This window comes from Bartonella sp. AP40SXNS (assembly GCF_042195825.1).
In the GTDB taxonomy this organism is placed as follows: Bacteria; Pseudomonadota; Alphaproteobacteria; order Rhizobiales; family Rhizobiaceae; genus Bartonella.
In genome coordinates this window covers 1-14,628 of record NZ_JBHIPB010000002.1, presented here as the reverse complement: position 1 = coordinate 14,628, position 14,628 = coordinate 1, and the positions used below count along the sequence as shown (strand labels likewise).

The window sequence follows — 14,628 nt, the reverse complement described above, 5'->3', positions numbered from 1 at the left end:
GCTTCCTTTGAAAAGGCGAAGTGTTCATATATCGTGGTGAAAGGAAAGAAAAATGAGCAAAATTAGCAATAGCGGGAACGAATCAAAAAATACTCTCTATTGCTCGTTCTGCGGCAAGAGTCAGCATGAGGTGCGTAAGCTCATTGCGGGGCCTACTGTATTTATCTGTGATGAATGTGTAGAGCTTTGCATGGATATTATTCGGGAAGAAAATAAGTCTTCTGGGGTTAAGGTGCGTGATGGTGTTCCTACGCCACAGGAAATTATAACAGTTCTTGATGATTATGTTATTGGTCAGCAGCATGCAAAGCGTGTTCTTTCTGTTGCTGTTCATAATCATTATAAACGGTTGGCGCATCAGTCTAAAAGCAATGATATTGAGTTAACTAAATCAAATATTCTTCTTGTTGGTCCAACGGGTTGTGGTAAAACTTATCTTGCACAAACATTAGCACGTATTATTGATGTGCCTTTTACGATGGCGGATGCGACCACTTTGACTGAAGCGGGTTATGTGGGAGAAGATGTTGAAAATATTATTTTGAAGCTTCTTCAAGCAGCAGATTATAATGTTGAACGTGCGCAGCGTGGTATTGTTTATATTGATGAGGTTGATAAGATTTCTCGTAAAGCAGATAATCCTTCTATTACAAGAGATGTTTCGGGAGAAGGAGTTCAGCAAGCGTTATTAAAGATTATGGAAGGAACGATTGCTTCTGTTCCTCCACAAGGTGGACGTAAACATCCGCAACAAGAGTTTCTTCAGGTTGATACCACAAACATCTTATTCATTTGTGGGGGAGCTTTTGCAGGTTTAGAACGGATTATTTCAGGGCGTGGTGAAAAAACTTCTATTGGTTTTTCTGCGACTGTTAAGGCTCCGGATGAGCGTTGTGTCGGTGAAATTTTTCGTGATTTGGAGCCTGAAGATCTTATAAAATTTGGTTTAATACCAGAGTTTATTGGGCGGCTTCCTATAGTCGCCACCTTAGAGGATTTAGATGTTAACGCCCTCATGCAAATTTTATCCCAACCTAAAAATGCGTTAGTAAAGCAATATCAGCGTCTTTTTGAAATGGAGAATGTTGAGTTAGCATTTCATGAAGATGCTTTACGTGTTATTGCAAAGAAAGCAATTGAACGTAAAACTGGTGCTCGTGGTTTACGTTCTATTATGGAGAAGATCCTTCTTGAGACGATGTTTGAGCTACCGGCTCTTGAAGGCGTTCAAAAAGTGGTTATTTCGAGTGATGTCGTTGATGGGAAAGCGCGTCCTCTTTATATTTACTCAGAACGTGCAGAAGATAAAGAAAATGTATCAGCATGACATTGTGCGATGCGCAATATAAAAGGTGGTAATGAACGGTATTTGATAGGTATTTCTAATAATATCATTATAATGCTTGATTTATGTATGAGTAATTACCACTTCATGTACAGTGAAGAGCTGAGATTTTCTACAGGTGGGCTAATTGTTGTAGATAGCTCATAGGCTCCAGAAAGGAGAGTTATGCAATATATTGATGAAAAGACAGATGAAGTAAGAGATGGGGTTTATGCTGTTTTACCTCTTCGTGATATTGTTGTCTTCCCCCATATGATTGTTCCACTTTTTGTGGGTCGCGAAAAATCAATTCGTGCTCTTGAAGAAACGATGGCGGTTGATAAGCAAATACTCTTGGTGACACAAAAAAATGCTTCTGATGACGATCCAAAATCAGAGGATATTTATCATATTGGTACATTTGCTAATATTCTTCAACTTTTAAAGCTTCCTGATGGTACTGTAAAGGTTTTGGTTGAAGGAACTGCACGTGCAAAAATTAGTCAATTTGCTTTAAGTGAAGGTTATCATCAGGCTTTTGCGACTGTTACAGAAGAACCTAGAGAGAGTGATGTTGAGATTGAAGCTCTTTCAAGGTCAGTGATTGCTTATTTTGAAAACTATGTAAAGCTTAATAAAAAAATCTCTCCTGAAGTTGTGAATGCGATTGGCCAGCTTGATAATCCTTCTAAGCTTGCCGATACGATTGCTTCTCATTTGATGATTAAACTTGCAGAAAAACAGGAGATATTAGAGCTCTTACCTGTGCGGGCCCGTCTTGAACGTGTTTTGTCCTTCATGGAAGGAGAAATTTCTGTTTTGCAGGTTGAAAAACGTATTCGTTCGCATGTTAAACGGCAAATGGAAAAAAACCAACGAGAATATTATCTCAATGAGCAGATGAAGGCTATTCAAAAAGAGTTAGGAGCAGGTGATGATAGCCGAGATGAACTCTCTGAATTAGAAGAACGTATCAAGAATACAAAACTATCCAAGGAAGCACAGGAAAAAGCTGGAGCAGAATTGAGAAAATTACGGAATATGTCTCCTATGTCTGCAGAAGCGACAGTTGTACGTAATTATCTTGATTGGTTATTAGCAATGCCTTGGGGTAAAAAATCTAAGATTAAAAACAATTTAGATTTTGCTGAAAAGGTCATGAATAATGAACATTTCGGTCTTGAAAAAGTTAAAGAGCGAATTATTGAGTATTTGGCTGTACAAAGTCGCGCATCAAAGATAAAAGGTCCCATTATTTGTTTGTTAGGTCCTCCTGGTGTGGGGAAAACATCATTAGCGCGCTCTATTGCAAAGGCAACGGGACGTGAGTATGTTCGTATCTCATTGGGAGGTGTCCGAGATGAAGCAGAAATTCGTGGACATCGCCGAACATATATTGGATCGATGCCTGGAAAAATTATCCAGTCTATGAAAAAAGCAAAAAAATCTAATCCACTTTTCTTGCTTGATGAAATTGATAAGATGGGCCAAGATTTTCGTGGCGATCCTTCATCCGCTTTATTAGAAGTTCTTGATCCTGAACAAAATGGTACATTCATTGATCATTATTTGGAAGTTGAATATGATCTTTCTGATGTCATGTTTATCACGACGGCAAATACGCTTAATATTCCAGGTCCATTAATGGATCGAATGGAAATTATTCGTATTGCGGGTTATACTGAATGTGAGAAAATGGAAATTGTTAAACAGCATCTTTTACCAAAGGCACTAAAAGATCACTGTTTGTCTAAAAAAGAGCTCAGCATTTCTGATGGAGCGCTCAGGTCGATTATTCAGTTTTACACACGTGAAGCAGGAGTTCGTAACCTTGAGCGTGAACTCATGAAAGTTGCCCGTAAATCTGTTACAAAAATTCTCAAAACAAATCAAAAATCTGTAAAAGTTACAGAAAATAATATCAATGATTTTTTGGGTGTTAAACGTTACCACTATAATCAGATTGAAGGAGAAAATCAAATTGGTGTTGTGACAGGCCTTGCGTGGACAGAAGTTGGTGGAGAGTTATTGACCATTGAAGGGGTCATGATGCCTGGAAAAGGCAAGATGACTGTAACTGGAAATTTACGTGACATTATGAAAGAGTCCATTTCAGCAGCAGCATCTTATGTACGTTCTCGTGCTGTTGATTTTGGTATTGAACCTCCACTTTTTGAAAAACGCGATATCCATGTTCATGTTCCAGAGGGGGCGACACCCAAAGATGGCCCATCTGCTGGGATTGCAATGGTGACAGCAATTGTTTCTGTACTTACAGGGATAGCGGTGCATAAAGATATTGCAATGACTGGTGAAATTACTTTACGTGGACGTGTTTTACCAATTGGTGGATTAAAAGAAAAACTCTTAGCAGCTCTTCGAGGAGGGATAAAAAAAGTCCTTATTCCTGAAGAAAACGCAAAAGATTTGGTTGACATTCCTGATGATGTCAAAAATAACATGGAAATTATTCCGGTAAGTCATGTGAGTGAAGTTTTGAAGCACGCTTTGGTTCATTTTCCTGATACTATTGAATGGAAGGAGCCTTCTGCAGTGGCTGTCCCCATCAGATCAGAGGGCAGCGATAGTGAAGGAATACAGATTGCACACTGATTCACTTATCTCATTTATAACGGCATTTTTTAGGTGGTAGAAGGTGTTTTTGAGGTTATTATTCTGTTTTTTGTTGGAAAAAGTGAAAAATTCCGTGAATAACTATGATTATTGCTAAAAAAACAATGTTTTGGATAAAAATAAGACTTCTGTTTGCTGTACTTTTCAATAAACTGAGCAATAACATGATTAAGTCATGTTGTCAGGTAATATAGGGAAAGGAAATATTTTATGAATAAAAGTGAATTGGTTAGCTCCGTTGCTGAAAAGGCAGGTGTTTCGAAAGCGCAAGCTGGTGCTGTTGTGGATGCTTTTATGGCTTCTGTAACAGAAGCTTTAGCTTCAGGGGGAGATGTTCGTCTTCCAGGTTTTGGCACTTTTGAAGTTTCTCATCGTGCGGCAACAAAGGGGCGTAATCCTTCAACGGGTGCTGAAATCGATATTCCAGCACGTTCTGTACCCAAGTTTTCTGCAGGAAAAAGCCTTAAAGAAGCAGTTAATAAAAAATAATTTAGGCTACATTAAAAAAACCCGATTTATTTATAAGCGGGTTTTTTTTAACACATGTGTTATGCTCGTTTTTCATATAAAAATTCTGAATCTTTGCGGTATTTTTCTTATTTATATATTTTGGTATTTTTAAATGATTTTAAATATTGCGTAAAATACCGTAGATTTGGAGTGGGTTGTTTTTAGCCATTTTTAATGGAATAGAGTACTGTATCGTTTATAAAATGTGATGGGAGCTTTTATTATACCTTAAAGTGCTTGATCTTTATTTAAAAATAAAGACCTGTAAATAGTGTAAGACGAAAAGCTCTATGAAGTGTATAAAAGCTATTATATAGCACCATTTTTACGCTTAATAAAAGAGTAAGGGGGGTGTTGTCATGCTATTTTCAGTTCCTATACTGTTGTGACGAGCTTTCAGTATTTGAGATGGATTCACAAGGAGTAGTTTTATTCATTTTTTCATAGTTCTTTATTTACACACTAGCTTCGCTTGCGAAGCACCAAGCGGATGATTTTCATTGTTTTACTATAAGATGAGTTTGAAATAAAAGAATTTTACGATATTCAGGTTTTTCATGCAATATAGAAAGATACAAATTATTATTATAAATCAATTCATTGTAAATTAATAAAGTAGCATCATCATTCTTTTTCTTTTTTAATATTGTGATTTTTCTTGGTGCTTGAAATGAAAGAGAGATTGGGCTCTGTCTTAAAATATTTTTTCTTCCTGTCTTTATTTTACTTGTGATATGCAGGCGAGCGTTTTTTTTCATCATACAAGAGTTAAAATGAGAGAATATCACAAATTTTGAGGGAGGAAGTTACAAAACAGAAAAATGACTCTTATAAAATAATATACATTACATAATATAAAAACTATTAGTAAAGATAATACAGTATTAATTGTGTATTTTTCATCTATTTATTTTTTTGATTATTCATAATATATTTATATGATTATTTTGTTTTTAGTCATTAAATCATATTAAATTGTTGATAGCAGTAAAGTTTTTTTATAGCAAAAAGTTATTTTACAGCACCTGCAAAATTGAATAAATGATGAAACGTAGGGTAGTATTTATTGATTGGGGGAGGTAGTCTTTAAAAGGCTTTAGAATGATTTTTTCACGAGAGTCATAAAGATCTATTCAGTAGGTGAGAGGCGAATCGTATGTTTTTTATAAACAGGAGCTCTTTGATTCTTTATCTGCTAACCATTGAGTACAATCATTGAGAGCTCTCGCTGTTATGGCTTGTTTTTTTACTAATTTTTTTTCTTTACTTGGCAAGCGTTTTTCTGAATGTTTAATAGAAGTAACAGGGGGAAAGAGTCCGAAATTGATATTCATTGGCTGAAAGGATTGTCTTTCTGTTTCTTCTATTACAATATGCCCCCCCGTAATATGATGCAATAGGGCTCCGAATGCTGTAGTTTGTGGGGGTAGGCAAGGACAGTTATGATGATATTCGGCAGCAGCAAAACGTCCAGCAAGAAGCCCTATTGCCGCTGATTCTACATAACCTTCACATCCGGTAATTTGCCCTGCAAAGCGTAGTCGTTTTTTTTGTTTTAAACGAAGGGTTTGATCAAGAATGATTGGCGAGTTGAGGTAGGTATTGCGGTGAAGACCACCAAGACGCGCAAACTCTGCTTTTTCAAGACCGGGAATCGTTCTAAAAATGCGAATTTGTTCACCATATTTCAGTTTTGTTTGAAAGCCGACCATATTATAAAGCGTTCCAAGTTTATTATCTTGGCGTAATTGAACAACAGCATAAGGTTTAACTGTAGGGTTATGGGCATTGGTTAAGCCCATAGGTTTCATAGGTCCATGTCTTAAAGTTTCAAGTCCGCGTTCAGCCATAATTTCAATGGGTAGGCACCCATCAAAATAGGGTGTTTTTTCAAAGTCACGAAACTCTGTTTTGTCGGCATTTTTTAACGCTTGAACGAATGTTTCATACTGTTCTTTATTTAAGGGACAATTAAGGTAATCTTTTCCTGTTCCTTCAGGACCAATTTTATCATAGCGAGATTGATACCAACAAATATTCATATCAATACTATCGGTATGGATAATAGGTGCAATAGCATCAAAAAAAGAGAGCGATTCTGTTCCGGTTATTGCTTGTAATTCTTGAGCAAGTGCAGATGAGGTAAGGGGACCTGTTGCGATGATAACATGTTTCCAAGCTTTAGGAATTTTTTGAACTTCTTCACGTTTGATTGTTATAAGAGGGTTGTTTTCTAGTGCTGTTGTGACGGTTTTTGAAAATCCATCACGGTCAACGGCAAGAGCACTCCCTGCAGGGACTTTATTGGTATCAGCAGCTTTCATAATTAATGATTTCGCTAATCGCATTTCAGCATGGAGAAGTCCTACGGCATTTGTTGATGAATCATCGCAACGAAATGAATTTGAACAAACTAGTTCTGCTAAATGATCGGTTTTATGGGCATCTGATTTTTTTAGGGGTCGCATTTCATGCAAAATAACAGAAATTCCTGACTGAGCGATTTGCCAGCTTGCTTCACACCCTGCAAGGCCGCCACCTATGATATGGATTGGAGTATCAAATGTTTTTAACATAATCGACTTTTAGCGTAAGCAACCGTGTATGAAAAGCGTAGATTTTGTTTTTTTTAATATATTTGTTTGCTTTTTTTCTGTAATTAATGGTATAGAGACGCCGCTTGTATAAGGTTATTAGCTTGTCAGTTTGGCGGATGTGGCGAAATTGGTAGACGCACCAGATTTAGGTTCTGGCGGGAGACCGTGGGGGTTCGAGTCCCTCCATCCGCACCAAAGCAATCCCTTAAGTGCTACGGATTTCTACGTGTCTGGAATTCCGCTTCATGGTAATGTAACACTCGAAGTGTTAGAATGTAATGATTATTAGAGTGGGCATATCCCTCTCCTTAGAAAAATGAAGGTGTTTAATGCAGGTTACCGAGACGCTTAATGAAGGACTGAAGCGCGAAATTAAGATCGTGGTTCCAGCGAAAGATTTAGAAGAAAAGTTGAATGAACGGTTGGATGATACCAAGGGAAAAATCAAGCTTAATGGTTTTCGTCCGGGTAAAGTGCCTAGTGGGCATTTGCGAAAAATGTATGGTAAATCCTTTATGGCGGAGATTCTCAATGAGATACTCAGTGAGGCGCCTCGTTCTATTTTAGCGGACCGTAATGAACGTGCAGCGATGCAGCCAAAAATTGACATAGATGAAGATGAAAAAATTCTAGATGGCAAGGCTGATTTTACTTTTAGTTTAAAGTATGAAGTTTTACCAAAAATTGACATTAAAGATTTTAAACATATTGAAGTTATCCGTGAAATTGCAACTATCCCTGAACAGGAGATTGATGATCAAGTCAAACGCGTCCTTTCTTCTACACGTAATTATTCACTAAAAGAGGGGGCTTCTGAAGAAGGTGATCGTATTACCATAGATTATCAAGGTAAGCTTGAAGGCGTTCCATTTGAAGGTGGGACAGATAGTGATTCACAACTGATTCTTGGGTCAAAACAATTTATTCCTGGCTTTGAAGAGCAATTGGTCGGTGTGAAGGCTGGGGATGCAAAAACGATTTCTGTTAAATTTCCTGATAATTACAGTGCGGCACATTTGGCGGGAAGAGAAGCAGAGTTTGATATTACTGTTAAAGCTGTTTTTAAACCAGATGAATTAAAAGTTGATGATGAAGCAGCGCAAAAAGTTGGTTTAGAATCTCTAGATCGTTTACGTGAGGTCATTCGTGAACAGATTGAAAGCCAATATGGTTCAATGACACGTCAAAAAATTAAGCGTCAAATTCTTGATGCTTTAGATGCTGATTATAATTTTGAGATTCCTGAAGAGCTTTTAGAAATTGAGTTTAGCAATATATGGGCTCAGGTTAATGATGATTTGAAAAAGGCTGGGCGCAGTTTTGAAGATGAAGGTATTACAGAAGAAAAGGCAAGGGAGGAATATCGTGTCCTTGCACAGCGTCGTGTTCGACTTGGTTTAGTGCTTTCTGAAATTGGAGTAAAGGTTGGTGTTAAAGTTAGTGAGGATGAGCTAAAGGCAGCTGTTTTTGATCAGGTTCGCCAGTATCCTGGACAAGAGAAAGAAATTATGGATTTTTTCCGTAAGACGCCAGAAGCTGTTGAAAATCTGCGTGCTCCAATTTTTGAAGAAAAGGTCATTGATCATTTATTGGCACAGATAAAAGTCACGGATAAAGAAGTGACGGTTGAAGAGTTGATGAAAGAATATGACGAATCAGATGTTATTGAAAAAAAGCCAGCAAAGAAAAAATCTGCAGTGAAGGAAAAGTCCGCAGAGAAAGCATCAGTTAAGAAAAAGGCTCCTAAAAAAGCTTAATATTTATGCAAACAACACAAGCCCGATAAAATCGGGCTTGTGTTGTAAGATTTATATCCTAGGATTGCACTGAGAATGGTTTTAGATAAGCCATGAGTGAATTTTAAATATTGGTAATGGATTGGCAATGAGCATCATTGATACGCGTATTCCTGATTCTAAGCGTTTTATTTCTGGAGTTACAGGTGATTGGGAAGTCATAATTGGCATGGAGGTTCATGCGCAAATCATATCAAATTCGAAACTTTTTTCAGGAGCATCCACCAAATTTGGAGCAGAGCCAAACAATCATGTATCCCTTATTGATGCAGCTATGCCAGGTATGTTGCCTGTTCTTAATCAAGAGTGTGTTCGTCAAGCGATTCGAACGGGGTTAGGATTAAAGGCGCGTATTAATTTAAAATCTGTTTTTGATCGCAAAAATTATTTTTATCCAGATTTACCGCAGGGATATCAGATTTCTCAGTTTCACTTTCCCATTGTAGGAGAGGGGAAGATTATCATATCTGTTGGTCCAGATTCGAATGGCCAATTTGAGGATATAGAAGTGGGAATTGAGAGGTTGCATCTTGAACAGGATGCTGGAAAATCGATGCACGACCAACATCCAACGATGTCTTTTGTGGATCTTAATCGTTCTGGTGTTGCTCTTATGGAAATTGTTTCCAAGCCTGATATGCGCTCATCAGATGAAGCCAAAGCCTATATGACAAAATTGCGTACAATTGTTCGTTATTTGGGCACCTGCGATGGTAATATGGATGAAGGTTCTATGCGTGCGGATGTCAATGTATCCGTTCGTCGTCCTGGTGAAAAGTTTGGAACGCGTTGTGAAATCAAGAATGTTAATTCTATTCGCTTTATTGGCCAAGCAATTGAGTATGAAGCGCGTCGTCAGATCGCAATTTTAGAAGATGGAGGCGTCATAGATCAAGAGACTCGGCTTTTTGATGCCGCTAAAGGTGAAACGCGCTCTATGCGCTCAAAGGAAGAAGCACATGACTATCGTTATTTTCCTGATCCTGATCTTTTACCATTAGAATTTGATCAAGCATTTGTGGATGCTTTGGCAGCAGACTTACCAGAGTTGCCTGACGCTATAAAAGCACGTTTTGTTAAGGAAATGGGATTGACAGTGTATGATGCTTCCATTCTTGTGACAGAAAAGGCTATTGCTGATTATTTTGAAGAAGTAGCGCGTGGGCGTGATGGAAAAATAGTTGCCAATTGGGTGATTAACGACCTTTTAGGGGCTTTAAATAAAGATAATCGTGAGATTGAAGAGTCACCAGTATCGCCAAATCAATTGGGAAACATTATTGATCTTATAAAAGAAGGAGTTATTTCTGGAAAAATTGCCAAAGATCTTTTTGAGATTATTTGGAATGAGGGGGGAGATGCACGCCAAATTGTAGAAGAGCGAAATATGAAGCAGGTAACGGATACAATGGCTATTGAAAGAGCTGTTGATGAGATCGTTGCCAATAATTCTGATAAAGTTGCGCAAGCAAAGCACAAACCTGCTTTAGCTAGTTGGTTTGTTGGACAGGTAATGAAAGCAACAGGTGGTAAGGCAAATCCCCAAGCTGTTAATGAATTGGTTAAGATGAAACTTGGCATAGATTAAATTTTATGGGGTGGAGAAGAAGCCATACATATGATATCTTCTTGAAATTAAAGGATAGCACGTTAACCTATCAATTGGAATTGTAGTTGAATTTACTAGTAACTTTTTCGATAATTTCAATCGTTAATAATTTTATTCAAACGATTAATTTCATGAGTGCACTAAATGAATGGAATAGCAGATGGCTCGTTTTTTAAAGCAAATATTCACATGGTGGAATGGCAATACCATTGGTACGCGTTTTTTCACATGGCGCAAAGGTAAGCGGATAGGGGAAGATCAGTTTGGAAATATATATTATGAAGGAGGACTTCATAAGGATGGTTATCCGCATCGTTGGGTTATCTATAAAGACTATTCTGAGGCCTCTACTATTCCACCAGGTTGGCACGGCTGGATTCATCATCGCTGTGAGTGTCCACCAACACAAGAGGATTATCATCCTTATGAATGGGAAAAGCCTCATGTTGCAAATATGACAGGAACAAGTGAGGGCTATCGACCAAAGGGGGCTATCACTTTCAATGGAGAGCATTCTTGTGTGCATGAAGATTATGATGCTTGGTCACCTAAAAAATAACATGTTTTTTAATGTACGTGTGTATTTTTGTCTTATTTGACTCTATGTTATGAAAAGAATTATTTTTTAAGGTGCGATTGATTTTGATATGATGAGATTTTTTTTATTGTTAGGGGTGAGGCATTTTATATATATTTTTTTTATGGGAATTTTAGTGTTTTTATCCTTAAATAATGGAGTGCGGGCTGAGCGTATTAGCAATGGAATTGCTGTTTTTGCAGGTCTTGACAAAATCACGGGACGGACCACACGTTTTGAAGTTACTCTTGGTAAAATTTATCAGTACGGCGCATTACAGGTAACACCACGTGCATGTTATACGAGTTCTAAAGATGAACCCACGCGTACAACTGGTTTTGTTGAAGTCAATGAAGTAACATTAGATAAAAAAATACGGCGTATTTTTACAGGATGGATGTTTGCAGATAGTCCTGGTTTGAACGCTGTTGAGCATCCTATTTATGATGTGTGGTTAAAGGATTGCAAGCAGAGTTCTCAAGATCGTTCTCTTCAATAATTAGTGTGTTATCTATTTATAATACATTGATTTATAATAGTCCTTTATCATTTTACAACTTAATAGCAAATTCCTATGATTACCTCATTTAATTTTTTATATTAAATAATCCAAACTATTTTCTTGCGCGTTACAAGTGGCGGATGTGTCAATAAGACTGTCTGAGAAAGGAATAAAAAATTCCGTCATGAACTGTTTAAATTCAAAGATGCATCATTAGAATCAACATATTTTTTCAGTGTTTCATAAGAGATAGTTCTTGAATTATATCTGTTAAAGGTTGAAATGAAAGGCTTGTTTATATTTGTTAAAGAGATGAACTGACGCTTTTGCATGTATGAGGGAAACAGACTATCAAGTAAGTAATTCATCATGAAACACCAATTATTATATCTAGAGAACGCTGTATTGGTATTTTTTCTCATAGAGATGTCGTTTTTCGTTCAAAGCGTAGAAGCAATGCAGGCCATATTAATGGAAAAATTGAGATTTAAGATTCTGTAAAGTTTATCAATCGAGGTATAGCTTGTTTAAGAAATGCAATAATCAATATATTTCTAGTAAGAAAAGAATGTTTATATATTTTTATTATACACCACCTCATAAGTGAGTTTGTCTATTCGTAAGTTCTTGTATATTGCATGGTAATTTCACATTTAAGTAAGCAGGATACCACTAAGTTTGTAAATCATATTCTTGATATCCATACTTTTTAAAATCTTTTGTATAAAATACACGTGTTTTCATGTAGAGCTATTGAAAATTTAAAAAGGGGCTTCGGAGGCGTTGAGAAGATTCTGCATCACTGGGAATGGTATATTTATTTTGTATAAAGAATAACCCATTTTCTAAAAAATACGAGATTTTATACAATGAAAGTTTCTAGTCACCAACATAATGATGTTTCCCGATTGCCGAAACAACCTAAAGAACCCTTATTGAATGTTCCATTTATTATAGTTGTTTTGATAGCATTTTGTTTTTGTCTTTATTGCATTTCTCAGTATTTTTTTTCTCATCATGTTTATGTTGAAAGCCTTGAGTTTTTTTCATTTATACCAGCATTGTTTAAGAGGCATCCTGTAGCATTTTGTTATACCATGGTAAGTTATTCATTTATGCATAGTAGTTTTAAACATGTTGCTCTTAATATGGTTTGGCTTTTGGTTTTCGGCTCTCCTTTAGCAAGGCATTTTGGTGTTTTACGTTTTTTAATTTTTTGGGTGTTAACGGCAGTTATTTCTGTTTTGACTTATTTTACATTTCATCAAGAAAGTACCATATCACTTATTGGGGCGTCAGGTGCCGTATCTGGAATGATGGGTGCTATTGCACGTTACGGTTTTCCTAGTGGTAATCTAGCTGTCAATGCGCAGAACGAAAAACTTTTGGGACCTTTATTGTCTGTCAAAAAAGCTCTGTGTTCTAAGGGGGTTCTTGTTTATATGAGTGTATGGCTGACGACTGATTTTATCATAGGTATTTCTTCTATTTTGTTTGAAGAAAATGGCATCTCAATAGCATGGGAAGCTCATATTGGCGGATTTCTTGCGGGTTTTTTGTTGGTTGGTTTTTTTGATGTTTCACAAAAAATTAAAAACTAGAATCTAAGATATTGATGTGCCACATAAAGAGCTATTGTTGCTGCATTTGAAACATTTAATGATTTAATATGTCCAGGCATATCAAGGCGTGTTAAAGCGCAAACGGTTTCGCGTGTTTTTTTACGCAAGCCTTTACCTTCTGCTCCTAAAACAAGAGCAATTTTATTTCCTTTTAATGCTATTTCTAGAGGTTGTTCACCTTCTGAATCGAGACCAAAGCTTGTGAAACCTGTTTGATGAAGTTCTTGAAGAGCTTCAGCAAGGTTTCGTACGGTAATATAATGAATCATTTCCAGAGCTCCAGATGCTGCTTTCGCAAGAACACCGCTTTCGTGGGGAGAGTGACGGCAAGTTGTAATAAGTGCTTTAGCTTTCAATGCGACTGCAGAGCGCATAATAGCGCCAACATTATGTGGATCGGTAATTTGATCCATGACAATGACCAGATCAGTATTGGTTAGTTCCGACAGTTTGCATGGTTTGAGGGGGAGAGTTTCCAACACAACACCTTGATGAACAGCCTCACTTCCAACAAGCGAATCAAGATATTTGGGCGTGCATAATGTAACAGAGAAAGGATAATCTGATTCGGATATATTTAATCGTTTTAAGGCATTTTGTGTAACGTAAAGACATTTTAAAATTCTTTTTGGGTTTTCTAAAGCAGCCTGAACAGAATGAATGCCATAAAGATGGATGATCTCTTGCTGTAAAGAAGCAGCTTTCTTCTTTGGGTGTGTAAAAGATCGAGAAAGAGAGCCTTTTGTATCGCGATATCGGCGACGCAAACGAGCATAATGAGAATTTTGTGATGTTTTTTCTTTCATAGCTTCTTTATAACGTGTTAATAAGAAAAATAGAGAGAAAAAATCTATGATTTAAAATTATGAGCAGGAAATTTGTACAGAATTGTATTTATTCTGTTGACAGATACGATAGTAATCGTCATAACCACTTCGCAATCAGATTGAATTGAATGGGTATTCAAGATGGTTGTCGTGATGTCTCATTGCGCGACTTTATCGGTGTAATGGAGGGGTGCCCGAGTGGTTAAAGGGGGCGGACTGTAAATCCGTTGCGTATGCTACGTTGGTTCGAATCCAACCCCCTCCACCATTCATCGAAGGAGAGTTAGTACGTGGGTCATGCGGGTATAGCTCAATGGTAGAGCAGCAGCCTTCCAAGCTGAATATGCGGGTTCGATTCCCGCTACCCGCTCCAAATGGTTGTTGATGATTGGGCAAATAGGTATGATGGAGGATATTCCATTTATAGATTTGGTGGGGTTTTCCGTCTAAGAGTTGTGGTGATTGGGCTGTTTACAGTCTGGTCAGACTTAAGTTTTGCAGAACTGTCCCTAGGTGCTAATAAAAATAGGGAATAAAACAAGAGATTAATAGCAATGGCGAAGAGCAAGTTTGAACGAACAAAACCGCATGTTAATATTGGTACGATTGGTCACGTTGATCATGGGAAGA

Annotated in this window: 10 protein-coding genes, 3 tRNA genes and 1 pseudogene; 12 read left to right on the top strand and 2 right to left on the bottom strand. The window is 37.2% G+C overall.

The features are described from left to right. Nucleotides 1–52 precede the first annotated feature (52 nt). The 3 genes from clpX (at nucleotide 53) to ACFILZ_RS01325 (ending at nucleotide 4,447) form a co-directional block, all read left to right on the top strand. A complete protein-coding gene (gene clpX, locus ACFILZ_RS01335; RefSeq protein WP_375606240.1) occupies nucleotides 53–1,327 on the top strand; it encodes an ATP-dependent Clp protease ATP-binding subunit ClpX in 1,275 nt (424 codons plus the stop codon). A gap of 183 nt (nucleotides 1,328–1,510) precedes the next feature. Continuing rightward, entirely contained in the window at nucleotides 1,511–3,937 is a 2,427-nt protein-coding gene (gene lon, locus ACFILZ_RS01330) for an endopeptidase La (RefSeq protein WP_375606239.1), read from the top strand. A gap of 231 nt (nucleotides 3,938–4,168) precedes the next feature. Then, nucleotides 4,169–4,447, top strand: a complete 279-nt coding sequence (locus tag ACFILZ_RS01325; RefSeq protein WP_273791158.1) for an HU family DNA-binding protein — start codon at nucleotides 4,169–4,171, stop codon at nucleotides 4,445–4,447. Between the two features lie 1,184 nt (nucleotides 4,448–5,631). On the opposite strand, the gene trmFO is transcribed toward ACFILZ_RS01325, so the two are convergent. Next, nucleotides 5,632–7,044, bottom strand: coding sequence for a methylenetetrahydrofolate--tRNA-(uracil(54)-C(5))-methyltransferase (FADH(2)-oxidizing) TrmFO (trmFO, locus tag ACFILZ_RS01320; RefSeq protein WP_375610194.1), 1,413 nt, complete (start codon nucleotides 7,042–7,044; stop codon nucleotides 5,632–5,634). Nucleotides 7,045–7,177: 133 nt separating this feature from the next. Between trmFO and ACFILZ_RS01315 the strand changes: the two genes are divergently transcribed. The 6 genes from ACFILZ_RS01315 (at nucleotide 7,178) to ACFILZ_RS01290 (ending at nucleotide 13,150) form a co-directional block, all read left to right on the top strand. Beyond that, nucleotides 7,178–7,260 (top strand) — tRNA-Leu (locus tag ACFILZ_RS01315). A 134-nt stretch (nucleotides 7,261–7,394) separates the two neighbouring features. Further along, nucleotides 7,395–8,822: a trigger factor gene (gene tig / locus ACFILZ_RS01310; RefSeq protein WP_375610195.1), complete on the top strand. Its 1,428-nt coding sequence runs from the start codon at nucleotides 7,395–7,397 to the stop codon at nucleotides 8,820–8,822. 127 nt (nucleotides 8,823–8,949) lie between these two features. Next, on the top strand, nucleotides 8,950–10,449 hold the full coding sequence (gene gatB / locus ACFILZ_RS01305; RefSeq protein WP_375610196.1) for an Asp-tRNA(Asn)/Glu-tRNA(Gln) amidotransferase subunit GatB: 1,500 nt from the start codon (nucleotides 8,950–8,952) through the stop codon (nucleotides 10,447–10,449). 181 nt (nucleotides 10,450–10,630) lie between these two features. Beyond that, nucleotides 10,631–11,029, top strand: a complete 399-nt coding sequence (locus ACFILZ_RS01300) for an NADH:ubiquinone oxidoreductase subunit NDUFA12 (protein ID WP_375606235.1) — start codon at nucleotides 10,631–10,633, stop codon at nucleotides 11,027–11,029. Between the two features lie 91 nt (nucleotides 11,030–11,120). Then, a complete protein-coding gene (locus ACFILZ_RS01295) occupies nucleotides 11,121–11,546 on the top strand; it encodes a DUF2155 domain-containing protein (protein ID WP_375610204.1) in 426 nt (141 codons plus the stop codon). A gap of 872 nt (nucleotides 11,547–12,418) precedes the next feature. After that, the gene (locus ACFILZ_RS01290) at nucleotides 12,419–13,150 is read left to right on the top strand and encodes a rhomboid family intramembrane serine protease (protein ID WP_375606234.1); all 732 of its coding nucleotides are present in this window, start codon (nucleotides 12,419–12,421) and stop codon (nucleotides 13,148–13,150) included. Here the strand turns inward: ACFILZ_RS01290 and ACFILZ_RS01285 are convergent. Beyond that, nucleotides 13,147–13,977: a TrmH family RNA methyltransferase gene (locus ACFILZ_RS01285; RefSeq protein ID WP_375610197.1), complete on the bottom strand. Its 831-nt coding sequence runs from the start codon at nucleotides 13,975–13,977 to the stop codon at nucleotides 13,147–13,149. The two genes, ACFILZ_RS01290 and ACFILZ_RS01285, sit on opposite strands and share 4 nt — an antisense overlap. 205 nt (nucleotides 13,978–14,182) lie before the next feature. On the opposite strand from ACFILZ_RS01285, the gene ACFILZ_RS01280 reads away from it, so the two are divergent. The 3 genes and pseudogenes from ACFILZ_RS01280 to ACFILZ_RS01270 form a co-directional block, all read left to right on the top strand. Beyond that, nucleotides 14,183–14,266 (top strand) — tRNA-Tyr (locus ACFILZ_RS01280). A 31-nt stretch (nucleotides 14,267–14,297) separates the two neighbouring features. After that, nucleotides 14,298–14,371, top strand: a tRNA-Gly gene (locus tag ACFILZ_RS01275). Nucleotides 14,372–14,552: 181 nt separating this feature from the next. Beyond that, a pseudogene (locus ACFILZ_RS01270) lies at nucleotides 14,553–14,628 on the top strand (elongation factor Tu); the annotation flags it as partial.